Here is a 23,169-nt window from a genome sequence, read left to right as displayed (position 1 = left end):
CAGCTCGCGCGGGTGCCGCCAGTCGTCGCCCCGCTTGTGGAACCGCAGGAACCGATCGACCCACATCCAGTACACGTCGACCGTGTTTCCCGCCAACCGCTCCCTCGCCGCGACGCGAACGAACTGTTGATGCAGCTTCATGGCAGATACCTACCATCGCCCAAACAATCATGCAACAACAGTTTGATTGCGGCCAGCGATTAGGCGATATATCCTGCCTGAGATGAAGCCGCTTTGGGCGGCGGATAATACGTCTACGGGGACGATATATTAGTAGTTATGCAGCGGGAAGCGATGCCCACCGCCGATACCGACAACTTCGCGCACGGGACCTATGGCGACGACAGCGGGGTGGTCTTCTACGGCCCGCCCGTCGAAGGCTTTTGGGACGACAGCTTGCCAGTGAGTGACCGGTTCATTCACCCGCTGTTCTGCGCAGCCCTCGACCGCGCGCAGCGAGAGGACGCGGCCATCCCGAAGGTGGTGGCAGACTGGAACACGCTCACGGGCTGGGCCGACGCATATTCAGCGGGAACGCAGGAGTTGACCGATTCGGACGCGGCCGAACTAATCCACCTGCTCGCCCGGGTGACGGAGTCGGACCTGATGCCGCACGTCGCGGGAGTGACGACGCAGGAGTGCGTTCGTTGTGCCGCAGCGATTGCCGAGTTCCTTCGCAGCCGCACAGAGAGTGGTGCGGCGGTTTATATCGAGGACGACTGAGCAGCGCGGTTCCGGCGTCCAGCCGCTGCATAACCAGACGCTGCAATGGACCGGCCCCGCGTCGGGTGTTTTGATAGTCTCTAAGTCGATCGGCGCGGTGCCGGCCATTGAACGTTGGTCCGTTATGTCGCCCGAAGCAGCCACTCACCCTAACGATCCAACGCGGGCCGCGTGGCTCGACAAGATGCGGCCGGGGGCAGAGCGCGCCATCGCGAACGTATGGAAGCCGCAACACAGCGCCTTCCTGTTGTGGACGACTCCCCGCGCCGTTGACCGTAAGGGCCGCTTGACGAGCGGCACCGAGAAGAAGGATTCACGGCTTCGCGCGTTCGACGAGGTACGAGCTCAGGTTTTGAAGTTGCTCGCAAGCGGTGACTTCGATGCGGCAAGATCGCTGGCCGAGCGATCCGAGTTCGCACACGCGATGCGGGTGGCATTCAATCCGGACGAAGCAGCGGCGCGGTTTGCCGAGTTCCTGGTCTCCAGCGACAACGCGTGGTGTGAAGGTGACGCCGGCGAGCGCGTGTTGTGGATTTGCTCGTGGCGCGAATGAGAGCCGCGCGGCGGGCGACATAACCAGCCACTATGAAGGCTCCTTCGTCAAGCGGTAAATCGTTCGCTTTGGCACCGGGATCGCGCGGGTGAGGGTCAGACCACTATTCAAGGTCACGGGCCGTGGTGTCTGACTACGGGGCCCGGCCTTATTCAACTTTACAAGACGCCCGGTTGGCTCATTCCAAATGGCGGAGTGAATGACCTGATCGCTCAGGGCACGCTCCCGCGGGTTATTCGAATTTGGCCGGGGTTGCTCTCGCTCATCCTGCTGCGAACTGCGCCGTCGCGTGATTCGTCGCCCGATCGTTCGGGGGTTTTTGGGTCTACTTCTTAAAGACGTCTTTCTTGCTTCTTCGGATTAGCCCGTGGCCGCCATTGCGGGCCATGACGCGGTATGCGTACCATCAAGGCTTCGGTGAAGGTCGGTGAGGAGGAACTCGCTCGGGAGATCGCAGCGCTTGAGAGGATTCAGTTCGTGCAGTCGACGGTGACCAATGGTTGGCCCGCATTGTTCCTCACCGCCCGAGGTAGGGCAGCACTCACGACGTAATGCGGGATAGCAAACAAAGATGGATGTCCCCTTTTCTGGTCGTTGCGCTACCGAGGAAGGGGCCGATTGGTGGGTTGTCTGGGATTCGCTAATGGGTTGCGCTACAACATCGACTGTTGTAGGAGATTTCAATGGATTCATCGAGTAGTGACACAATCGTGTTCACGTCCGCATCACCTAGAGCAATACTCCGGAAGCTCGCGGATGGGATCCGCGCAGCTTGGAAAGTAATGGTGATCGACGTAGAGCTGGTCGATGCGAAACGAGTTCTCAAGGACTGTGATTGTCACCTAAACTGGATTCAAGAGGTGGATGGCGAACGCCATTCAATTATCATTTTCTCGAAAAATGAGACTAACGATGAAACGCTAGTTGCTGGCTACATCGGTGAGAATCTCAGAAATGAAAGTGTTGAGATACACTTTCGCTACCGCGGCGTTACGGCCATGGCAATTGGTTCCGTAACCGAGATAAAGCTTCCGGCTGATAGGATCAATCCCCCAAGACCATACGACGCTTATTTGTACTCTCCTGATATTCTAGAGGTTTCACTTTATGTGCGGGGACACGAGATCAGCGACCCGTTCCCCGAAAACATCCGCGACCTGGTTTTCGAGGGATGTTTGCAGTGACGTAGGGTCCGCCGGTACTCCTGCGGACCGTTCCCGTCCCCGACCGAGAGGCGGTCCGCAGGAGGGACCAGAAAAGGGGACATCCAGAATATCCGTTCGCGGTGTTGGCCCGTCAACGATCCTGTGTGGATATTCTGGATGTCCCCTTTTCCGTTCCTTTGCCCCGCGAGGACTGAATTTTGGAGGCCACCATGAGTCCGAAGTCGATCAGTACATGGGTGATCGTCGGCGCGATCGCAAGCCTGGGCACGATGTTCATGTTGTCGGGGGCGGCAACAACTCAGCCTTCGAGTCGGACTGCAACGCAGCCCGCCACGCAACTTGAACGACGGACGGGTGCGATGATCCTCCGCGGCGCATCCTTCGAGAGCGCGATTAACTCCCTGCAACTGGCCGGGCAACGACCGATTTTCGTGAACTGGGACGTCCTTGAAAAAGCACGAGCGACGAAAGATCTGCCCGTGACGATCGACTTGTCGGATCGCTCGATTGACGAGGCGCTCACTACGTTGCTGGATCATGTCGGCGGAACGCAGGTGAGCCTGGGTCACCAGCTCGACAAGGGCACGATCGTCGTTTCCACTTCAAATGACCTGGCGGCGAATCTTTGGACGACGGTCTACGACATTCGAGCTGCCATCACGAATGACGCGTCGCGCGCCGAAGATGTAGAGGCCGTCGCCCAGCGCGTCCGCGGGCTCGACCCGCTGTCCTGGAAAGCGGCCGGCGGACCAATCGGCTCGATCCGCGAGCTTGACGGCCATCTCATCGTCACCCAAACGCAGCGCGTGCACGCGCAGATCGTCCAAGCGCTTCACGATGTTCTGCCTAAAGACGCGGCTGGGAAGTGAGGCGCCCGGCGGGTGGCACGGGTTGGTACGCCCAACCTGTGGGGGTCGATAATGGGGTCGGGAGTCTATAATGCGGTGGAACAATGACTCTCGACCCCTTTAGACCCTCCATAGAAACTGGTGAAACAGCCAACCGGCGCAACATCATAAGGATGATGCCAATGCCTCCTGCACTGTTACTCGCACTACTGGTGGTCGGGACGATGTGCACGCTCGCCGTGAGGGCGACTGAGGAGGACATCGTCCCATGGGACCGAGTCAGCTTCACGACCACTACGTTCGGGAAATTGGGGCCGACGACGGTCGTCATCGAGTCGTCGGCAGATGACGAAGGCAAGGGCGCCCGCCGGGTCACGGCCGTAACGCTGAGCAACGAGCGATTTCGCGTGGAAGTACCGCCAGCAGCGCTACTCGACCTCGACCGGCCAATGGTCAACACGGCCTTGCTCGTGGCGAGCGTGGGCCCGAGCGGCGAGGTCGTCCTATACGTCACGTTTAAGCTTGGAAACCCGAGTCCCGGGCAGGCATGGGACGTGCCGACGGTGTACCTGAAGATCGTGGCCGGTCGATTCGATGGCAGGTTCATACGTCGGACGGTGGACGGCAGGGTGACCTTTGAGGAACTTCCACTGGACACGCACGAAAAAGGAGACATCCACGGGATCGATAAAGGACGGAAAAGGTGACGCACATCGAATCGGTGTAGCGGCGGGAACAGATAACGGGACAGGTCCAGTGAAATGAGTAATTGGACCTGTCCCGTTATCCTTCCTCGCCCCAGCAGCCCCCCCGGCGCGATATCATCCCGCCCGCCCCGCCCCGCCCCGCCCCGCCACCGCCCGTAACTTCCCGCTTGACCGCCAGTTGCCGCTTGCGCCTAATGTCCACCGGCGGCACGCTGATCGGCGCGCGCCGGTCGGATCAATCACTAGTTATGCTCCGCCGGGGGTCCAATGACGACGCTCCAGAAGCTGGACGAGGCGGTACGCCGATCGATGGAAGCGGCAGCTAAGGAGGCGCTGTCAGAACTCGCCTCGGAGCGGATCTACGGCTTCTTCCTGATGCACGACATCTTCCAGAGTTGCCGTGCGGCCGTGCTCACCGAAGCACAGCGAGCACGGTCAAGGCACAAGGAGGAGAGGTGGAGCCCGGCCGACTGCGGGTACTACTTCTACCGGGAAGACCTGTTCGACGAACCCAACGACCTCCTCGCGCCGCTAGAAGGCCGCGGGCAGGAAGAGGAGATCGCACGCATCTTCGTCCGCGCGATGCTGCACGTCCGGCAGAACATCATCACCGATCCGCGGATCGTCCTGAGCGTCATGGACTACACGGAGGGGCCGGGCGTGCCGTTCTTCGCGTACGCGGAGTTGTTCAACGATGCCGAGACGCTCGCGCGGCTCCGCGCGGAGTTGTATCCCGGTGCTCGCTGGGAATATCTCGACCTTGAGCGCAGCCGCGTTCCGAAGGTCTGACGGCGGAGGTACGGCGGGCGGCGGGAGATAAGGGGTCGGGAGTCAAATCGTGATTCAACTCCCGAGCCCTTATCTCCCACAACCATTTGATTGCGGTCGGAGATTCGCCGCTATAACCTGCCGGAGATGACGCTGCTCGGGGCGGCGGATAATACGTCTACGGGGACGATGTAATAGTAGTTCTCTGCCCTCGGCACATGGAATCGAACGGGACCATCGTGGCTGCTATCCGGCGCTTCGACATGAGGTCACCCTGGTTGTTTCGGGATTCGATCGCTGCGTCGCTCGATGCCGTAAACGCACAACTGTTCCACGAGATTTGGGTGGAGGCTGTCGCGGATCGGCATTGGCGGCAGAGCGATCTTGCGGCGTCCGCTCGCGAGGCCTCCTCCGCGCTCCAACAGCAGTTCGCTTTCTTGGAGCGTGATGCCGCTGATGTTGTGGCTAACGCGGCTGCGTACCAGTGGCGGTAACACGGGCAGATAACCTGCCGATGCAGTCTCGTAGGGTCCGCAGGTACCCCTGCGGACCGCTTTCGTTAGCCGAGGGAATGGTCGTCCGCGGGCGTACCAGCGGACCCTACAAGACTCAAGGGTCACCCGCCCCGGGCCGCGCCCCGCCGCGCCCCGCCCGCTCCGTCGTCCCGCCCGCCACCGCCCCGCATTCCGGACAGCGGTCGGGCGTGGCGCGCAGGTCGTAGCCGCATTGACGGCACACCCCGCCCACCACAACGCGCTGCTGCATCCCCCAGCGGATGAGGGGCAGGATGGCGAAGAGGATGAGCAGGTACCAGTAGGGAACGGAGAGGAAAACCGTTGGCCCGAAGACTGTGCTAGGATTGTGATGGAAACCGAAGCCGAGCGTATGCGTACTCATATCGAAGTAGGCTTCTTCGGAGACACCCCATCGCGCTTCGTAAAGAAACGGCTGGTTGTGAGCAGAATAGTTCAGCTCAATCGAAAGCCGCCCAAACCTCGACGCGGCCATGAGAGAGAACCAGCCGAACCCGCGGGTAACTCCCTCGGCCACGAGTTGGCTCCGCACCCACATCCCCCCCGCCGCCACGAAGAGCACCGCCGACAGGACGGCCACGCCATTGATCAGAACGCGTCTCACCCCGACCAGCATACCGTCGGTCAGTGGAGGAGGGTGTGCTTTAGCACACGATCTGTCGGCGTCACCAAGACGTGTGCTGAAGCACACCCTACTTCACTGAGTTTCGACTACCCCCGCAGCACGCCGGTGAGGGGAAGGCAGACGAGCACGAGGATCAGCATCGCGGGGTAGCCCCAGCGGATGTAGAGCAGGTCGCGGGGGCTGGGATCGTGCGGGCGGCGAAACATCACGACGGCGACGCCGATCCAGAACCCGATCATCGTGGCGCCGCCGACCTTCGGCAGCGCGCGGTCGTCGAGCACGACGATCAGCTTCGTAGGGTCTGCTGGTACTCCTGCGGACCCTACAAGACTAGTTGGTGGGCGGCCCCAGCGTTCCCGCCCTGTGCTTAAGTTGTAGCTTTTGTAAGCTGGCAGTAGCACTGTCCCTTAACAAGCTACTTTCACCCTTAGTAGCATGCTCAAGCACCAACCTTGCTTCGTCGTCCGAAACGTCTGCGATCTTCCCTATCGCGTCTGCGGCGTAGGCTCCCAAACTGTCGGGCTTTGTCTTTATCAGCTCGATCAAAGTCGGAAGCGAACTTGCCGCTGGCCCACCTACTTCACCTAGCGCGATCACCGATTCGCGTGCGGCATACGGATCGTTACTTCTGGCCACCTCGATTAGCGCCGGCACCGCAGGTTCGGCGACGCTACCAAGCTGCCTCAGACAGGCAGCTGCAGTTGATCGTTCATGGCTGTTATGTGACTTCAACGAATCAATCAACTCGTTCATCGCATAACGATCATGCGGATCTGACGTCAGTTTCTGTCGCTGCTCCGTGAGGCGGTCGAGCACGCTGCGTCGTTTGTACAGATCGAAGTACGGCGCTGCAGCGATGAATAACCCTGCTGTCGCGATGCCTATTAACACAGTAATGTCTTTTCGCATTGCCACTCGTGCTACGAATCAGCTGCGTAAGGCGATACCGACCATCGCACGTTACCAGTCTAGTAACGTAGGGTCCGCTGGTACGCCTGCGGACCGTTCTTCTCCCCCGGACGAGAGGCGGTCCGCAGGGGTACGAGCGGACCCTACAAGACTGATCCTGCCACCCCGCAGCGTCGACAGTGCGGGCCGCACGGCACTACAGGTTGTGAGTACACAACCTGTGCCACCCGCCGGTCAGCGCGTGATCGCCTGCACGATGCGCGTCGCCGTCTCGACGGCGGCGAGGCCGTCGTCGGCGTTGACGTGGGGGCGCTGGCCGGTGGTGACGGATTCGATGAAGGCGTCGAGCTCGGCACGCAGGGGTTCGACGTCGTCGATGGCGAGTTCTTCCATCTCGACGAGGCCGTCGGGGTTCAGGCCGGAGAGGTCGTGCGTCTCGCCCCGCTTCATGGCGGCGACGGCGTCCCGCACGGCGGCCATGTTGGGGCCCTTGCGCACGAGCATGCCGTGGCGCTTCTGGTAGTCGATGGAGACGTACGCCTCGGGGCTGAAGACGCGCAGCTTGCGCTCGGTCTTGAGGGCGAGGCGGGAGGCGGTGAGGTTGGCGACGCAGCCGTTGTCGAACGTGAGGCGGGCGTTGCAGACGTCCTCGTGTTCACCGATGACGGCGACGCCGACGGCGTCGACGGTTTTGACCGGTGAGCCGGCGAGGTTCAGGATGATGTCGATGTCGTGGATCATCATGTCCAGCACCACGCCGACGTCGATGCTGCGGAACGTGAGCGGGGAGATGCGGATGACCTCCATGAAGCGCGGGGCCACGTTCAGCCGCGCCATCGCGCGCACGGCGGGGTTGAAGCGCTCGATGTGCCCCACCTGCACGGTGACGTTGTGCTGCCGCGCGAGGTCGGCGATCTGCCTGGCCTCGGCGACATCTTTGGCGAGGGGCTTTTCAACCAGACAGGCGACGCCGCGCGTGATGCAGGCGGTGGCGAGGGCCAGGTGCGTGGTGGTGGGCGTGGCGATGGTGACGGCGCGGGCGCGGTCGAGCAGGCGGTCGATCGAGTCGAACCCTTCACCGCCATACTCGCTGGCGGTGGCCTTGGCGGATTCGAGGTTGGCATCGTAGACGCCGACGAGCTTCACCTGCGGGATCTGCGAGTAGACGCGCGCGTGCAGCCGGCCCATTCGCCCGCAACCGATGACGGCGACGGGGAGCGGTGAGGACGTTGTGTCGGTGTTCGTCATGTTGAATCAAAAAACGATACGGGAACGGGTGCCGAATCGCCAGAACGCGGCCGTAGTGACTATCGATAAAGCCTTCGCGTTCCGTTGCGCGAGCAACAGTGCGCGTGAGTGCGCTTATCGCATAGTCGGCGGCGGGCCTGTGAACGATGAATAACCCTGCAGCGACAGTGTGCCCGGCGCTGCGGTCCACGGCGCCTGCTTCGATTCGTGCAGCATCTGGCCATGTTCGTTGGCATGCGTGATGGCGTCTTCGATGCCGGTGATCCATCGGCCGACGCCCGCGGTCGGCATCTGCCCGTGTTCCACGTAGGGCCCCGCCACGTCGCGGACGGCAGTCGCCTCGGCGGCGCCGTTGATGACCATCGCGTGCGCCCGCGCGTCGCGCACGCTCGTCACCGTGCAATCGCAGGGGCGGCCCTGCACCCAATTGGCGAAGTTGCGCACCATGTCGAACCGGTTGTTCGATGAACGCGGGACCGTCTCGGTGCCATTGGCCGTGGTGATGTGCACGGCCCCGAACAGCTCGACCGCCACCCGACCGGCGGTGCCTTCGATGTGGATGACCGGGTGGATCTGCCGCCGGCAGGCGTGCGTGAACTGCGTCAACAGCGGGCCCTTGCCGGTGGCGACGCGGATGCTGCAGGTGTCGAAGTTTTCAATAGGATAGGCGCGGTACAACTCGGCCTCGACCGATCGCAGTTCCGCCCAGCGGTGCGACTCGTCGCCCAGCAGGTAGAGCGCCAGGTTCACGGGGTGCGCCAGCGCGTTATTCGCCGGGCTATCGAGCACCCAAGCGTCCTCCACCTTCACGCGCCCCGCCCAGCCGCTGCGCGCGTAATAGCTGTTGTCGCGCGGCCAGCAGGCCATGAGGCGCGTCGCGGTGATGTCGCCGATCAGCCCGTCGAGCAGGCGCCGCTTCAACTGGAGCATCGTGGGGTCGTAGACGTCCTGGAAACCGATTGCCACGGGGCGGTTCGCCCGCTCGCTGGCGGCGATCATCGCGTCGACGTCCTGCAAACTGCCGGCGGCCGGCTTCTCGCACAGCACCGCCTTGCCGGCGGCCAGGGCCTGCTCGGTGAACGGGCGATGCAGTTGGATGGGCAGCGGTAGCCAGACGGCGTCGATCGGCTCGTTCAGCACATCTTCGAAGCGGTCCAGCACCTTCACGCCCTGATCACGTAGTCGCTGGACGCGCTCGGCGTGCTGGGCCAGGTTGGGGTCGCACGCGGCGACGAAGGAAACGGTCGCGCCCGCCTGCTTCGTGTACGCCGTCAACAGTTCCGCCATCGAGCCCGCGTACCCACCCAAACCAACGACCGCCATCCGAAAAGTATTGCCCATACCACCCACCATTGAACGCGCCCCGCCCACCCGATGCAAGGCGCAACGCGGCCACTACGTTACCCCTTGCCTTTCTGGCCGCCTCGAATAAACTGCAACGCGTCCGGAGAGGTGGCCGAGCGGCTTAAGGCGACAGTTTGCTAAACTGTTGTACGGGGTAAACCTGTACCGGGGGTTCGAATCCCCCCCTCTCCGCTGTCCGAGACGATGAGCCCTTCAACGCGTGCGTTGAAGGGCTTTTTCGTTGGGGCGCGACGTTTGAATCTCGGTACCAGTGGCCCCAGGTGCCAGTGCCCCCGACAGCAATTTTACGGCGTTTACTGGTGGCCCCGGCAAAACCGGGCGGGCTAGAATGGGCGAGCGCGTCTGTGAGATGCGCAACCGGAACCGCTTGTGGATGTCGCCGATGTCGCTGTCACTTCCGTTGTTGCAGATGGACAATGCCTTCGATCAGGCGGTGCGGGCGCAATGGGGCGCGCCGTTGGATGCTGCGGGCATTGGTACGGTGCAGGTGAACATCGGACTGCGATGCAATCTGGCGTGCCGGCATTGTCATGTCGAATCGTCGCCGAAGCGGACGGAAGAGATGAGCTGGCCCACCATGCTCGCGGTGCTGGCAGCGGCACGTAGCGCGGGGGCGACCACGTTGGACATTACCGGGGGCGCGCCCGAGATGCACCCGCATTTCCGCCAGTTCGTAAGCGCCGCCCGCCGGCAGGATCTGGCCGTCATCGTACGCACGAACCTTACGATACTACTGGAGCCAGCGTACGCGGAGCTCGTCGCGTTCATGCGGGATCAAGCGGTCCATCTGATCGCGTCGCTGCCCTGCTATCTCGAATCCAACGTCGACCGCCAGCGCGGACACGGCACGTACAACGGAAGCGTGGAAGCGATCCGCCGACTGAACGCAGCGGGCTTTGGCGTCGAGCCGCAACTGCCGTTGGACCTCGTCTATAACCCGTTAGGGGCGAAACTACCCCCGGCCCAGCAGTCGCTGGAGGCGGATTATCGCCGGGAACTGCGCGCGCGGTTTGACATCGAGTTCACGCGGTTGCTGACGATCACCAACCTGCCGATCGGGCGATTCCTGCACGACCTGGCGCGCGAGGGCAAAGATGCGCCGTACGTCGAGCTGCTGCGCAACAGCTTCAACCCGCAAACGGTCGACGGCCTGATGTGCCGGCACCAGCTGCACGTGGGGTGGGACGGCACGCTCTACGACTGCGACTTCAACTTCGCGCTGAACCTGCCGGTGAACTCGACCACGTGTCGGCACATCAACGACTTTGATCCTGCGACACACCTGAAGCGGCTGGTGGCGACGGGTGAACACTGCTTCGGCTGTACCGCTGGCAGCGGGTCCAGCTGTGGCGGGGCGCTGGCATGATGAGCGGCCCGACGCTAGTCGTCTTCATCCGCCATCCGCAACCGGGACTGGCAAAGACGCGGTTGATCCCAGCGCTCGGCACTCATGGTGCCGCGATCCTGCAGCACCGCATGACGTTGCACACGCTGGCCGTCGCGCGGCGATTGGCGGCGTCGCACCAGGTGGCGATCCAACTGCACGTGAGCGGTGATCTTTCCGCAGTCACAGAACTCTACGGCAACGGACCGTGGGCCCTCGTGCCACAGCATCACGCGGACCTGGGCGCACGATTGATCGCCGCTGGGACGAAGGCATTTGAGGCAGGTGGACCGGTCGTCATCATCGGCACCGACTGCCCGGGCCTTACGTGCGAACATCTCGCTGGCGCGTTCAGCGCGATGCGAGACGCCGACGTAGCGATCGGCCCGGCGACCGATGGAGGCTACTACCTGATCGGCATGCGGCGGTTCAACGCCAACCTGTTTTATGGCATCGACTGGAGCACGTCCCGAGTCGCTGCCCAAACACGCACCGCAGCGGCCGCGGTTGGGTTGGACATCGCGGAGCTGCCACCGCTGGGTGATGTTGATCTGCCTGAAGACCTGCCGCTAACGACTGCGACTTATGCGGCGACCTGTGTCGCACTCACCGGCGCCACCGGGGCGCTTGGCACGCACTTCCTAAGTCGCCTGTTGCACCAATCGCCTGCGACGCGCGCAATCGCGCTCGTGCGGCCGGGCGTGCGATCGGTCGCGTACCAGCAGTTGCTCACACAGTTTCGCGAGCAGATCACCGAATTGCCGTGCGACCTGACAGCGTTCGACCTCACGCCTTCGCAGCGACAGTCGCTTGCAGAAGCGGACGACTTCTGGCACTTCGCAGGCAGCACTAACATGCACGGCCGCGACAGTCAGGAGGTCGCGTGGCGCGTGAACGACGGAGGCACGCGGACCGTCGTCGACGCGCTCATGTCGCTGCCGCGACCGCCGCGGTTGTTCCACATCAGCACGGCGTACGTGTGCGGTGAGAACATCGGCACCGTATGTGAAGACGATGGCTCGCCGCGCGACTTTCGCAACAGCTATGAGGCGTCGAAGTTCGCGGCTGAGCATCACGTGCGGGCCGCCTTGTCGGCCGGGCTGCGCGGGTGCATCCTGCGGCCCAGCGTGGTCGTGGAGGACGCCCCGGCGGCAGAGTCGGCGTTCAAGATCATCGACCTGGTCGGCGCCGCTGTGCTGACGGCGTCACGAACGGGCGAGCCGCTCGTGCTGCGATTGCCGCGCGATGCGGGAATTAACGCCGTCCACGCCGACTGGCTGTATGAGGCGATGACGACGCTGGCGGCGCGACCGACCGTCGACCATCACACGTATCACCTGACCGCGCGGCGACCGTTACGCGTCGCCGACATCGCCGAGCTTTGCGCTGCCGAGCAATCGTCTTGGAGCGTGGTGTTGGACCCCGCCCTGTCGCCGCGCGAGTTGCCGTTGACATCGCGCCTGCTCGACCGGGCGCTAGCGCCGTTCGTCCCCTACCTGATCGCCGACGTGCAGTTCGACCGCTCGCATTTTGAGGCCGCCGCCCCTGATCTCGCCCGGCTGCCCGAGCTTGACCCGCTGGCCGTGCTGCGCTATCGCCGGCGGCTTGAGCAGTCGACGACGCCGCCCATTGCGATGCACGCGGGGGTCCGATGAAGCTGAGCGTCGTCATACCGGTGCTGAACGAGGCCGTGACGATCGACGATACACTGCGAGCGGTGATGGCACGCGTCGCACCACTCGAGGTGATCGTGGTGGATGGCGGCAGCACCGACGGCACCGTTGCCGTCGCCGAGCGGCCGGGCGTACGCGTGATCAACGGCCCGCGCGGGCGTGGCAGCCAGATGCACGTTGGCGCAAGCGCAGCGACCGGGGATGCCCTCTGGTTCCTGCACGCCGACACCCTGCCCCCGCCGGACGGTGCGACGCAGATCGAACAAGCGCTGCGCGATCCGCAGGCGATTGGCGGGAACTTCGACATCCACTTCGACGGCGACTTCGCGTCGGCGAAGTTCCTGACGTGGGTGTATCGCCACCTGTCGTGGATCGGCCTGCGGTATGGTGATTCGGGTTATTTCGTGCGGCGAGATGCCTACGACGCCGTCGGTGGCTTTCGACCGTACCCGATCTTCGAAGACCTCGACCTGCTGCGCCGTTTGCGCCGTCGCGGCCGCTTTGTGCGCGTGCCGGCGACGGTTATCACGTCTTCTCGTCGATTCGCGGGGCGGTCGTTTGCGCTCGTGTTCGCACGGTGGACGTTCATGCAGGTGCTGTACTGGCTCGGCGCGTCGCCGATCTGGCTCGGCCGGTTCTACGAACACATTCGTGTGCCCGGGCGCGCATGGCGCAGTTGGACGACCGACAAGGCGAAGGGAACGCATCATGCCGACCTATCGGCCAACCCGCGATAAAGATCTGCCGCTCTGGATCACCGGTGCCGCGGTGCTCGGCGGCTTCGTTGCGCTGGCGTGGCTGGAACGGCGCTACCCCCTTCGCCGCAAGACGCACGAACCCACCGCCACGCACGATGCGCGCAACATCGCCATCGCCGGCATGGCCGGCGCGGTGATGCAACTGGCGGAACGGCCGATCACGAACCGCCTCACACTGCTCGTGCGAGAACGCAGCATCGGCCTGCTGCCGGCGCTGCGGCTACCGTCGGCGGTCGACACCGTGCTGGGGTGCCTACTGCTCGACGTCACGCTCTATCATTGGCACTACCTGGCCCACAAGGTGCCATTGCTGTGGCGGTTCCATCGCGTGCACCACGCCGACCTGGACATGAACGCCTCGACCGGCCTGCGGTTTCACTTTGGCGAGATCCTGATCTCGGTGCTGTTCCGCGCTGCCCAAGTGCTCGTCTTCGGCATCTCCAGACGAGCGCTCTCCATCTGGGGCACGCTGTTGCTCATCGAAGTGATGTTCCACCATTCCAACATTGGCCTGCCGCGCGCAACCGAACGCTGGCTGTCAAAGCTGATCGTCACACCGCGGTTGCACGGCATTCACCATTCGCTGGAGCCAGACGAGGTGAACTCGAACTGGTCCAGCGGCCTGACGATCTGGGATTGGCTGCACGGCACGTTCCGCCGGCACCCCAAGCTGGACGACGCGCTGCTGGACATCGGCGTGCCGGAACTGCGCGAGCCACGACAGGTCACGCTCGGCAAGCTCATCACGCTGCCGGTGGCGGATAATCGGGCGCTACCACCGCAGGCGGTCGAACGGGACGACGCAAGATGACGCCGGACGCGCCACACGACCAACTTCTGCCGGATGACCTACACGACCGCGTTACGGCGGCCAACACGCACCCGGCTGGCTGGCGCAATCCTGCGCCTGCCGATCGGTACGACCTGGTTGTAGTTGGCGGCGGCACCGCGGGGCTGGTAAGCGCAGGTGTCGGTTCACTGCTGGGCGCGCGCGTCGCGCTGATCGAGCGCGCTTACACCGGTGGCGATTGCCTGATCACGGGCTGCGTACCGTCGAAGGCCCTGCTGCGCTGCGCCCGCGCCGCTGCGGAGGTGCGCGACGCCGAACGGTTCGGGCTGCAGGCTGGCGACGCGATGATCGACTTCGCTAAAGCCATGGACTGGGTGCGGTCAAAGCGCAGCCAGATCAGCCGCGCCGACGCCGCCCACGCGTTCAGCGACAAGTACGGAGTCGACGTCATGTTCGGCAACGCCCGCTTCAGCGCCGCCGATACCGTGCAGGTGGATGGCGTGCCGCTGCGCTTTCGTAAGGCGATCATCGCGACCGGTAGCAGCCCGAAGGTGCCTGACATTCCGGGACTGGCCAAGGCAGGGTTCTACACGAACGAGACGATCTTCAACCTCACCCGACGGCCGGACCGCCTGGCTATCGTTGGAGGCGGGCCGCTCGGCTGCGAGATGGCGCAGGCGTTCGCGCGGCTGGGGTCGACGGTCACGCTGATCGAGCGCAACGATCGCTTCCTGCCGCACGAACATCGCCGGGCTGCGGAGGTGCTGATGCAGGCCCTTCGACGGGATGGCGTCGACGTTCGAGCCGGCACGCAAGTTGAACGTGTCAATCGCGACGGCTCTACGACGCACGTACACCTGCGGTCGGCGGGCAAAGCGGAATCGATTGATGTCGATGCGGTGCTAATCGGCATTGGACGTTCACCGAACGTGGACGGTCTGGGCCTGGACATTGCCGGCGTCGAACATGACGAGCATGGCGTGACCGTCAACGACTTCCTGCGCACCACCAACCCGCACATCTACGCCGCCGGTGACATCTGCCTGAAGGAAAAGTTCACCCACACCGCCGACGCATCCGCACGGCTGGCGGTGCAGAACGCGCTGTTGCTACGGCTGAAGCGATGGAGCCGCCAAGTCGTGCCGCACGTCACGTATACCGAGCCAGAACTGGCCCAAGTCGGCCCGGTCGAACCGCCAACCGGGTCGCCGGGCCGCAAGACGTATACGGTGCCGATGAGCGAGATCGACCGAGCGCAGACCGACGGCGATGAAGAAGGTTTTCTCGCTGTCACGGTCGATCAGGGCAACGGGCGCATCATTAGCGCCACCTGCGTCGGCACGCGAGCGGGCGAGTTGATCGCAATGTTGACCGCAGCCATGACGAAGGGGCAGCGGTTGGCCGCGCTGGCGGACGTCATCTTTCCCTACCCCACGCACGCCGACACGATCAAGAAGGCCGCCGACGCCGCGGTTCAGGATTGGCTGGCGGGATGGAAGATGCGCCTGGTGCGGCGATGGGTCGGCCGAAGCCGTGGGTAGATTGAAGCCACCGAAATTCGTCCGTTAGCAAACGGGCGTTCCCAGTCACACCATAGGAATGTGGTGGGCCACGCCATGCAATCTGTTATGGACGAGACCGGTCGACGGGGGCGGTCGGTGTAAGATCGGTGCTCGGTAACGATCGTGCGGAATGGCTCGTTTTTGGAGACGCTTGGCTTCTCTTACCTGCCTAGAGCCGGGGAGCGCGTTTTCGATGTTGCCAGAACACCCTAAATCAAAGCTAACATTGCCGAGTCCGCTGCCATCGCGTGACCTTTATTTCATAAATGAAAAAATTCATTTCGTTCCCGTAAATTGTGTTGTCAGTAGCCCGACACCCCATACCATAGCGGTCCGTAAGCTGTGTCATACGACGGCGTCTATATGCACATCGGGTGGATGTTCAAACTTTGCTTCGGGTTCTCGCTGCAGTTCGGGTGATGGGTCGGCGCGATGGTTGAAGGTGAAGATACAACTTCGTTTGCGGTTATTCCGCAGCCGTACGCCATCCGTTTTCCGGATGATGCGCCGGTCGCGAGCCCGCACGCCGAGTGCGTCGAAGTTCGCCTCGATGGCCGTTGGGTGCGCCTGAACCTCGGCAACTACGACGAAATCTTCCACCAACCGGGGCTTTACGAGCAGTTGTTCTTCGATGTCTTGCGGTGCAAGTCGCCCAAGCAGGTCGCGTCGTTATTCGATGCGGTGCTGCAGGAACGCAACATTCCAGGAACAAATCTGAGCGTGCTTGAAGTGGGCGCCGGCAGTGGCATGGTGGGTGAAGAGTTCCGCCGGCTTGGCGTGGCGAGCCTTGTGGGAATCGACGCCCTGCCGTCAGCGAAGGACGCCGCAGACCGTTACCGTTGGGGCATTTACGACGACTACGTCACCGCCGACCTGTCGAACCTGTCGCAGGACGATTACGACCGCATGGTGGCTGGCGATCCAAACGTCATGGTCGCCGTTTCCACGCTGGGGTTCGATGAGGTGCCCACGCGCGCTTTCGCCAGCGCGTTCAACGCGATTCGCTCGCCCGGCTGGTTGGTCTTCAACATCCACGAGCCGTTCCTGAACAAGCGGGACGACAGCAGCTTCGCGCGGTTGATCCGCGAGATGACCGATCGGCAGATCATCCAGATCGACGCCTCGAAGCGCTACCTGCATCGCCACGACACGCACGGCCGCAAGATCGAATTCGTCGCGATCGTCGCGCGCAAGCTCAAGGACCTGCCCGATGACCTGCTTGCCGACACGTCGCCCGTGCGAAAGGCTGCCCGTAGTGCCGATGCCGGGCCTGCGGTCATTGAATGGCGGGAAATCACCAAGCATCATTCCGACCGCGCTATGCCGGCCTTGCAGGACGTGAACCTGCGGGCAAGCGAAGGTGAGCTGCTCGCGGTTGTGGGTGAGTCCGGTGCTGGCAAGACCACGCTCTTGAAGCTCGTGAATCGGCTGCTCGACCCCACCAGCGGCAGCGTTCACATGAACGACGCCAACGTTCGCGCCGACGACGCAGTCGCGCTTCGCAGGCGCATTGGCTACGTCTGCCAGGGTGGTGGGCTGTTTCCGCACATGACGGTCGCCGAGAACATCGCGACCACGCCATCGCTGCTGGGGTGGAAGTCGCGCGAGATCGCCGAGCGGGTGGACGAACTGTTGAACCTCGTGGGCCTGCCCCCGGCCGAGTATCGGTTGCGCCGGCCGAGCGAACTGTCGGGCGGTCAACAACAGCGCGTGGCGTTCGCGCGAGCGCTGGCGGCCAAGCCGCGCGTCCTGCTGCTGGACGAACCGTTCAGCGGGTTGGACGCCGTCACCCGCGACGCGCTGCAGCGCGAGTTCGCCGTCCTGCATCGCCAATTACGGCTAACAAGCGTGATGGTGACCCACGATATGGCCGAGGCCCTGCTGATCGCCGACCGGATCGCCGTCATGCGGCACGGGCGGTTGGTGCAGGTCGGCGCGCCGCACGAACTGATGACCGAGCCGGCCGACGACTACGTTGCCACCCTGATCGCGACCCCGCGCCGGCAAGCCGAGCGTCTCGAACGCCTTTCCGTTGTACCCGACGTCGACAGTGCCGTTGACAAGGTGAATCTGTGAGCCAATCCTTCCACGAGTTGTTACGCCTCATGCCCGGCTTCTTCGCGCAGCACCTGCTGTTGAGCGTCGTCGCGCTGTGCATCGGGTTGTGCATGAGCCTTCCGCTGGCGCTGCTGGCGATGCGCGTGCCGCGCCTTCGCACGCCCGTGCTGGGTCTGGCGAACGTCGTCCAGACGGTGCCGAGCTTGGCGCTGCTGGCGCTGATGGTGCCGCTGCTCGGCATGATCGGCTTTGTCCCCGCGGCAATCGCGCTGGCGCTGTTCTCGATGCTGCCGGTGCTGCGCAACACGCTGACCGGTCTCATCGGCGTCTCGCCCGTGCTCATCGAAGCTGCACGCGGCGTGGGCATGACCGAGTGGCAGACGCTGCGCAAGGTGCAACTGCCCTTGGCCGCGCCGACGATCATCGCCGGCCTGCGCACCGCTGCGGTGGGCGTGGTGGGCATGGCGACGCTGGCGACCCCGGTGGGCCAGACGACGCTGGGCAACTACATCTTCACCGGCCTGCAGACGCAGAACAGCGTGGCCGTGCTGCTGGGTTGCGTGGCGGCCGGTGTGATGGCACTGGCATTGGACGGCGTCATTCGCCTGGTTGAACACGGCGCCGGAAAACACAGCCGTCGCCTGCAGTTGGCCGGCATTGGGAGCTTTGCCGTGCTGCTGCTGGTCGGCCTGAGCCCGCTGGCCTCGTCAACCATGCCGCGCGACGGACGGCCGACGCTGGTGGTTGGCGCCAAGACCTTCACTGAACAACAGATCCTCGCCTCGCTGATCGCCGACCGTGTCGAGCGGTCCGGCTTCCTGCCGATCACGCAGTCGAGCATGGGCTCGCACCTGCTGTTCGACGCGCTGGCCAAGGGCTCGATCGACTGCTACGTCGACTACAGCGGCACGATCTGGACCGACGTGATGAAGCGCCAGGACATGCCCGGCACGCGCCAGATGCACGTGGCGATGAAGCGCTGGCTCGCCAACCACCACGGCATCACCGTCGCCGGCCGACTGGGCTTCGAGAACACCTACACGCTGACGATGCCCAAGGCCCGCGCGCTGGAACTGGGCGTCACGTCGATCAGCGACCTTCGGGCACAGTCGATGCGCCTCAGGCTGGGCGGCGACGTCGAGTTTTTCAGCCGGCCGGAATGGGCGCGGGCCCGCGAAGCGTACTCGCTGGAGTTCGGCCAGATCGTCGGCTTGGAAACGTCGACCATGTTTGAGGCCCTTCGCAACGGGCAGGTGGACGTGCTCGCGACCTTCAGCAGCGACGGTCGCATTCCCAAGTTCGACCTGGCGATGCTGAAGGACGACCGCGACTCGTTCCCGGCGTACGACGCGCTCATCCTGCTGTCGGCCAACGCCTCGCGCCGGCCGGAGGTCGTGTCGTCGATGCAGTCGCTGGTGATGACGATCGACGACGACCTGATGCGCCGCACGAACATGATGGTCGACGTCACGGGCCGCTCGCCCTTCCAGGCCGCGCAATACCTGTCGGAAAACCTCATGGCCGACAGCTCGCAGGCGGTTGCCCCGGTGGCCACTCCCGAAGAGGTGAAGCCCGACACCGCCCCTCTCACCGCGCCGGTGGAAGCCGTCCCCGGTGGTCAGCCTGAGGAGGCGCAGCTGACGGTGCAGGCGAGTTAGGACTGTTGTCGATCCCCTTCTGTGCAGACGATTCTTAGGGCAGGCCTCAGTGCCTGCCCTATTTTGTTTTTCGCGGGCGCTATGGGCAGGCACCGACGCTTGCCCCACACCGTTGGCTTAAACAATCCGAACACGGCCGATTCCGATGGGACTGCGCCCGTTTCATCTGGACGGCCTTCCCGCCCCTTATCGCGCAAAAGCGCGAAACGATCCGCCGCGTGAACAGGCGCGACTACTCGACCGACCTGAACTACCAACAGCTTTGCAGGTCGCATGAAGCAAGGTCGCGCGACTCAATCCAGTTCTGGCTCATAGCCCCAGCCGTGAGTGGTGCCGTCCTGAACGTGCTTGTCATGGTCGGACGGCTCGGGAAGCTGTTGCTGGTAGTTCTGGGCAATCGGCATCCGCCGGCCGATGCCGAACGCGCGGCTGGTGACCTTCAGGCCGGTCGCCATCTGGCGGCGCTTGTATTCGCTGCGGTCAACGAGCTTGATGACGCGCAGCACGGTGGCGGGATCGAACCCTTCAGAAACGATGCGAGCGGCGCCTTTTTCCTCTTCGATGTACCGGTAGAGAATGGCGTCCAGGATCGCGTACTCCGGCAGCGAATCCTGATCCTTCTGATCCGGGCGCAGCTCCGCCGACGGGGGCTTGTTGATCGTGTTGCGCGGGATGACGTCATAACCGGCGCGCGCGTTGATCCAGTTGCACAGTTCGTAGACGACCGTCTTCGGCACATCGCTGATGACGGCCAGCCCGCCGTTCATATCGCCGTACAAAGTGCAGTAGCCCGTGGCCACCTCGCTCTTGTTGCCGGTGGTGAGCAGCAGGTGGTTGAACTTGTTGCTGATCGCCATCAGCAGCGCGCCCCGGATGCGCGCCTGCATGTTTTCCTCGGCCAGCCCGGGCTCGGTGCCGGTGAACTGCCCGGCGAGCGTGCGCTCGAACACGTCGTGCGCATCCTTGATCGCGATGACGTCGAACGGAATGCCCAGGTTCTCCGCCAGCGCGCGGGCATCGGTAACCGAATGGTCCGAGCTGTAACGGCTGGGCAGCGCGATGCCGAGCACCTTTTCCTTGCCCAACGCGTGCACCGAGAGCGCAGCGACGAGCGCACTGTCGATGCCGCCCGACAGGCCGAGCATCACCGACTTGAAACCGCACTTGCGCACGTAGTCGCGCAGGCCGAGGACCAGCGCGTTGTAGATCTGTTCCAGGCTGGCGTCGCTCGATTCGCGTGCCGGTTCATCGGGCATCGCGTGCTTCGGCTTCGCCTTGGGTGTTGGCGCCGGGGCGGACAGGTCGAGATCGACCACCACGAGGTCCTCCTCGAACGCCTTCGCCTGCGCGAGTATGGTGCCGTCGGCGCCGACCACCACGCTGTTGCCGTCGAAGATCAGCTCGTCGTTGCCGCCGACCTGGTTCACGTAGATCAGCGGCTTGTTGAACTGTCGCACCTGGCTGGCAAACAAGCCATGGCGGAACGCGTTCTTGTGGACCACGAACGGGCTGGCGCTGGCGTTGATGATTACGTCTGCCCCGGCGCTCGCCAGCACGGCCAGCGGATTATCGTGGTACAGGCGGCGCGGGACCATGCGCTCGTCGTTCCAAAGGTCTTCGCAAATGCTGATGCCAAGCTGCTGCCCACCCACCGCCACGACGTTCACGGCCTGTTCCTTCGGGCCCGGTTCGAAGTACCGGCTTTCGTCGAACACGTCATAGGTCGGCAGCAGCGTCTTGAAATGCTTGCTGACGATCTTGCCGTCGCGCAGCACCGCCAGCGCGTTGTACAGCGGCCGACCGACCGGGGCGCGGTTCGGCTCAACGTAACCGACCAGCACGTCCATCCCGTGCACGTGCGACGCGATGAGCTTCAGCGCCCGCAGGTTATCGCTGACGAACTGCGGTTTCAGCAGCAGATCCTTAGGCGGATAACCGACGATCGCAAGTTCGGGGAAAATGACGACCTGCGCTCCCTGCGCTTTGGCGTTGTCGACAAAGCTAAGGATCTTGCGGACGTTGCCAGCGATGTCGCCGACGGTGGGATTGATCTGGGCCAGTGCTATACGCATCGCGCGGAATTGTATGCGGGCGGCGGGCTCATCGCACCTTGGAAAACCGGTGGGACGGGCGACAGGCAATCGCGACGCCCCAAAACGACTGGAGCGGCGGATAGCCGCAATCTGTCATCCCGATGGGAGGCTTGGCGACCTGAGAGATCTCGAACTACGACAGTTCTCGGCTTTGGGAGATGAGTCAGGTCGGCAAGCCTCCCATCGGGATGACGGTCAGCGATTCGCCCCTGATCTGATTCCGGCGTTGATTCGAATCACCCTCACCCAGCCTCTCCCGGAGTACCGGGAGAGGAGCAGGACGCCATCTCACCGCATGTGCCTATTCCCAGTGGCGCGGCGAAGCTCGCGTTGGGCGGCAGTCGCCTCTTGGCGCGCCCGGCGGCGGGCGGCACGGTCGTCGGCGGATTCGGCTATCTTGCGCTGCCGTTCCGGCACGTGCCGCTGGTAGACCCAGTCGAAGCCGAAGTGGTTCTCGCGGTAATACAGGCCGCAGCGCCAGCAGAACAAGTGCATCAGGAAGATGCCCAGGCAGAGCATGGGGAACGCCACAAACTCGCTCACCCATGAGATCTTCGTGTCCTGGCCAGCTAGCCACAGGAACGACCCGATCAGTCCCACCGCGTAGATCGCGAACGACACGACGCCCATCACCACCAGCACGATGTACGATCCCGCGCCGCCGGTGCGAACGACGGACATCACCCGATCCGGGCGAAGGTTAAGCACCGAGCCGCTGGTGGTGGTGGTGATCAGCACTGCCGGGAACGCCGCGATGCCGGCCAGCAGGCCGAGCGCCATGAATGTCAGCATCGCGACCGGTGGCAGGTTCAATTTCAACAACAGGAAATATGTCGGTCCAAAGCAAAGTCCGACGGCCGTCACGACGTGCACGAACGGCATCCACAGGTCTTCGCCAAGCTGAAAGTCGCGCATCGGGCGCGGCAGTTCGTCCATGTCGCGCGGGCCGATTTCATCGATGGTGTTCGCGAAGTGCCCGATCACGCCGAACACGAAGAAGATGCCGAAGAACGCGACGAAGATGAACATCATCGACACGAGCGCGATCACCAGCATGATCACGTGCATCACGAACATGATGCCCAGCACCGCCAGGTTGCCCGGCGAGGTCAGCAGGTAAGCGGCGCTGGCCACGTTGGTCGATCGCGGCGTGGCGGCGGCGTAGGTGATGGCGGCCTGCGCCATCGGAATGTCCTCATCGCGCGGCACGTTCCGATCGACCTTGATCTCCAACGGGCGGATGAGCTCGCCGGTCACCGGGTCGTACTTTGGACGCTGTGGCACTTCGTCGGCCAGTGGAATGTCACCGGCGAGGTTCAGTTCGTCGGGGGTGATGCGGTTGTCGATCTCGCTGCCGTCGGACGAGGTCGTATTGCGCGTGAACGCGCGGTGCAGCGTGCGCAGCCGGTCTTCTGACGACACGTGGCCCGGGCCGTCGTCATCCAGGTGGTACGTGCCGTCCGACTCGACCTGGCGAAGTTCGCTGAGCGTGGGCACCGTGTTCAGCAAGCCGCAGTTCGGACATTGCAGATCGCTGCCTGCCTGGTCGATTTCGACCTGAAACTTATGTCCGCATCGGCAGGGAAATTCGATCATGAAACCGCGTCCTCTCGTATCGATTATACCGCCGCCGCGGGTCCGGCGATGCTTTTGCGCACGATAGGGCGATGGGCAAGCCGTGCGGTGGACATCAACTGCCTCGCCACTTCGACCGATGTTGACGGTGCCGCCGCGTTGTCCGCGCGAGC

20 protein-coding genes and 1 tRNA gene are annotated in these 23,169 nt (G+C 63.6%); 14 read left to right on the top strand and 7 right to left on the bottom strand.

Features of this window, described 5'->3' with window-relative positions; genetic code table 11:
* The first annotated feature begins 279 nt into the window (after positions 1-279).
* The 6 genes from VGN72_01635 (at position 280) to VGN72_01610 (ending at position 4,786) form a co-directional block, all read left to right on the top strand.
* Positions 280-723, top strand: a complete 444-nt coding sequence (locus VGN72_01635; GenBank protein HEV7298036.1) for a hypothetical protein — start codon at positions 280-282, stop codon at positions 721-723.
* Positions 692-1,276, top strand: coding sequence for a hypothetical protein (locus VGN72_01630; protein HEV7298035.1), 585 nt, complete (start codon positions 692-694; stop codon positions 1,274-1,276). The genes VGN72_01635 and VGN72_01630 overlap by 32 nt, the downstream gene beginning before the upstream one ends.
* Positions 1,277-2,058: 782 nt before the next feature.
* On the top strand, positions 2,059-2,460 hold the full coding sequence (locus VGN72_01625) for a hypothetical protein (GenBank protein HEV7298034.1): 402 nt from the start codon (positions 2,059-2,061) through the stop codon (positions 2,458-2,460).
* A 191-nt stretch (positions 2,461-2,651) separates the two neighbouring features.
* A complete protein-coding gene (locus tag VGN72_01620) occupies positions 2,652-3,311 on the top strand; it encodes a hypothetical protein (GenBank protein HEV7298033.1) in 660 nt (219 codons plus the stop codon).
* A gap of 83 nt (positions 3,312-3,394) precedes the next feature.
* Positions 3,395-3,997, top strand: coding sequence for a hypothetical protein (locus tag VGN72_01615; GenBank protein HEV7298032.1), 603 nt, complete (start codon positions 3,395-3,397; stop codon positions 3,995-3,997).
* Positions 3,998-4,264: 267 nt separating this feature from the next.
* The gene (locus VGN72_01610; protein HEV7298031.1) at positions 4,265-4,786 is read left to right on the top strand and encodes a hypothetical protein; all 522 of its coding nucleotides are present in this window, start codon (positions 4,265-4,267) and stop codon (positions 4,784-4,786) included.
* A 588-nt stretch (positions 4,787-5,374) separates the two neighbouring features.
* Here VGN72_01610 and VGN72_01605 read toward each other — a convergent pair.
* The 5 genes from VGN72_01605 to VGN72_01585 all read right to left on the bottom strand — a co-directional run bounded on the left by VGN72_01605 (position 5,375) and on the right by VGN72_01585 (position 9,403).
* Positions 5,375-5,878 (bottom strand): hypothetical protein, encoded by a 504-nt coding sequence (locus VGN72_01605; protein HEV7298030.1) that lies wholly within the window; start codon positions 5,876-5,878, stop codon positions 5,375-5,377.
* Positions 5,879-6,009: 131 nt separating this feature from the next.
* On the bottom strand, positions 6,010-6,204 hold the full coding sequence (locus VGN72_01600; protein HEV7298029.1) for a hypothetical protein: 195 nt from the start codon (positions 6,202-6,204) through the stop codon (positions 6,010-6,012).
* A gap of 49 nt (positions 6,205-6,253) precedes the next feature.
* A complete protein-coding gene (locus tag VGN72_01595) occupies positions 6,254-6,832 on the bottom strand; it encodes a HEAT repeat domain-containing protein (protein ID HEV7298028.1) in 579 nt (192 codons plus the stop codon).
* A gap of 234 nt (positions 6,833-7,066) precedes the next feature.
* Entirely contained in the window at positions 7,067-8,080 is a 1,014-nt protein-coding gene (locus VGN72_01590; protein ID HEV7298027.1) for a Gfo/Idh/MocA family oxidoreductase, read from the bottom strand.
* 114 nt (positions 8,081-8,194) lie between these two features.
* Positions 8,195-9,403 (bottom strand): Gfo/Idh/MocA family oxidoreductase, encoded by a 1,209-nt coding sequence (locus VGN72_01585; GenBank protein ID HEV7298026.1) that lies wholly within the window; start codon positions 9,401-9,403, stop codon positions 8,195-8,197.
* A 123-nt stretch (positions 9,404-9,526) separates the two neighbouring features.
* Here VGN72_01585 and VGN72_01580 point away from each other — a divergent pair.
* The 8 genes from VGN72_01580 (at position 9,527) to VGN72_01545 (ending at position 19,328) form a co-directional block, all read left to right on the top strand.
* Positions 9,527-9,616: transfer RNA gene (locus VGN72_01580), tRNA-Ser, on the top strand.
* Positions 9,617-9,827: 211 nt separating this feature from the next.
* Entirely contained in the window at positions 9,828-10,811 is a 984-nt protein-coding gene (gene arsS / locus VGN72_01575) for an arsenosugar biosynthesis radical SAM (seleno)protein ArsS (protein HEV7298025.1), read from the top strand.
* Complete coding sequence (locus tag VGN72_01570; protein ID HEV7298024.1) at positions 10,808-12,484, top strand: TIGR04282 family arsenosugar biosynthesis glycosyltransferase; 1,677 nt, start codon at positions 10,808-10,810, stop codon at positions 12,482-12,484. Before arsS ends, VGN72_01570 begins: the two co-directional genes overlap by 4 nt.
* Positions 12,481-13,239, top strand: a complete 759-nt coding sequence (locus tag VGN72_01565; GenBank protein ID HEV7298023.1) for a TIGR04283 family arsenosugar biosynthesis glycosyltransferase — start codon at positions 12,481-12,483, stop codon at positions 13,237-13,239. The genes VGN72_01570 and VGN72_01565 overlap by 4 nt, the downstream gene beginning before the upstream one ends.
* The gene (locus VGN72_01560) at positions 13,211-14,071 is read left to right on the top strand and encodes a sterol desaturase family protein (GenBank protein ID HEV7298022.1); all 861 of its coding nucleotides are present in this window, start codon (positions 13,211-13,213) and stop codon (positions 14,069-14,071) included. Before VGN72_01565 ends, VGN72_01560 begins: the two co-directional genes overlap by 29 nt.
* Positions 14,068-15,591, top strand: coding sequence for a mercuric reductase (locus tag VGN72_01555; protein ID HEV7298021.1), 1,524 nt, complete (start codon positions 14,068-14,070; stop codon positions 15,589-15,591). The genes VGN72_01560 and VGN72_01555 overlap by 4 nt, the downstream gene beginning before the upstream one ends.
* A 453-nt stretch (positions 15,592-16,044) precedes the next feature.
* Positions 16,045-17,688, top strand: coding sequence for an ATP-binding cassette domain-containing protein (locus VGN72_01550; protein ID HEV7298020.1), 1,644 nt, complete (start codon positions 16,045-16,047; stop codon positions 17,686-17,688).
* The gene (locus tag VGN72_01545) at positions 17,685-19,328 is read left to right on the top strand and encodes an ABC transporter permease/substrate-binding protein (protein ID HEV7298019.1); all 1,644 of its coding nucleotides are present in this window, start codon (positions 17,685-17,687) and stop codon (positions 19,326-19,328) included. The genes VGN72_01550 and VGN72_01545 overlap by 4 nt, the downstream gene beginning before the upstream one ends.
* A gap of 293 nt (positions 19,329-19,621) precedes the next feature.
* On the opposite strand, the gene VGN72_01540 is transcribed toward VGN72_01545, so the two are convergent.
* Positions 19,622-21,400, bottom strand: coding sequence for an NAD+ synthase (locus VGN72_01540; protein ID HEV7298018.1), 1,779 nt, complete (start codon positions 21,398-21,400; stop codon positions 19,622-19,624).
* A 309-nt stretch (positions 21,401-21,709) separates the two neighbouring features.
* Entirely contained in the window at positions 21,710-23,017 is a 1,308-nt protein-coding gene (locus VGN72_01535; GenBank protein HEV7298017.1) for a hypothetical protein, read from the bottom strand.
* Positions 23,018-23,169: the final 152 nt, after the last annotated feature.

It is taken from the genome of Tepidisphaeraceae bacterium (assembly GCA_035998445.1).
Classification (GTDB): Bacteria; Planctomycetota; Phycisphaerae; order Tepidisphaerales; family Tepidisphaeraceae; genus DASYHQ01.
Note: the sequence above shows the minus strand (reverse complement) of the source record. Positions and strands in the feature narration are given on the sequence as shown.

Bases quoted from the DNA above. Each gene is read 5' to 3' on its own strand.
- VGN72_01635 (HEV7298036.1), top strand. From the start codon at position 280: ATGCAGCGGGAAGCGATGCCCACCGCCGATACCGACAACTTCGCGCAC.
- VGN72_01625 (HEV7298034.1), top strand. From the start codon at position 2,059: ATGGTGATCGACGTAGAGCTGGTCGATGCGAAACGAGTTCTCAAGGAC.
- VGN72_01620 (HEV7298033.1), top strand. From the start codon at position 2,652: ATGAGTCCGAAGTCGATCAGTACATGGGTGATCGTCGGCGCGATCGCA.
- VGN72_01615 (HEV7298032.1), top strand. From the start codon at position 3,395: ATGACTCTCGACCCCTTTAGACCCTCCATAGAAACTGGTGAAACAGCC.
- VGN72_01610 (HEV7298031.1), top strand. From the start codon at position 4,265: ATGACGACGCTCCAGAAGCTGGACGAGGCGGTACGCCGATCGATGGAA.
- VGN72_01595 (HEV7298028.1), bottom strand. From the start codon at position 6,832: ATGCGAAAAGACATTACTGTGTTAATAGGCATCGCGACAGCAGGGTTA.
- VGN72_01590 (HEV7298027.1), bottom strand. From the start codon at position 8,080: ATGACGAACACCGACACAACGTCCTCACCGCTCCCCGTCGCCGTCATC.
- VGN72_01585 (HEV7298026.1), bottom strand. From the start codon at position 9,403: ATGGCGGTCGTTGGTTTGGGTGGGTACGCGGGCTCGATGGCGGAACTG.
- arsS (HEV7298025.1), top strand. From the start codon at position 9,828: ATGTCGCTGTCACTTCCGTTGTTGCAGATGGACAATGCCTTCGATCAG.
- VGN72_01570 (HEV7298024.1), top strand. From the start codon at position 10,808: ATGATGAGCGGCCCGACGCTAGTCGTCTTCATCCGCCATCCGCAACCG.
- VGN72_01565 (HEV7298023.1), top strand. From the start codon at position 12,481: ATGAAGCTGAGCGTCGTCATACCGGTGCTGAACGAGGCCGTGACGATC.
- VGN72_01560 (HEV7298022.1), top strand. From the start codon at position 13,211: ATGCCGACCTATCGGCCAACCCGCGATAAAGATCTGCCGCTCTGGATC.
- VGN72_01555 (HEV7298021.1), top strand. From the start codon at position 14,068: ATGACGCCGGACGCGCCACACGACCAACTTCTGCCGGATGACCTACAC.
- VGN72_01550 (HEV7298020.1), top strand. From the start codon at position 16,045: ATGGTTGAAGGTGAAGATACAACTTCGTTTGCGGTTATTCCGCAGCCG.
- VGN72_01540 (HEV7298018.1), bottom strand. From the start codon at position 21,400: ATGCGTATAGCACTGGCCCAGATCAATCCCACCGTCGGCGACATCGCT.
- VGN72_01535 (HEV7298017.1), bottom strand. From the start codon at position 23,017: ATGATCGAATTTCCCTGCCGATGCGGACATAAGTTTCAGGTCGAAATC.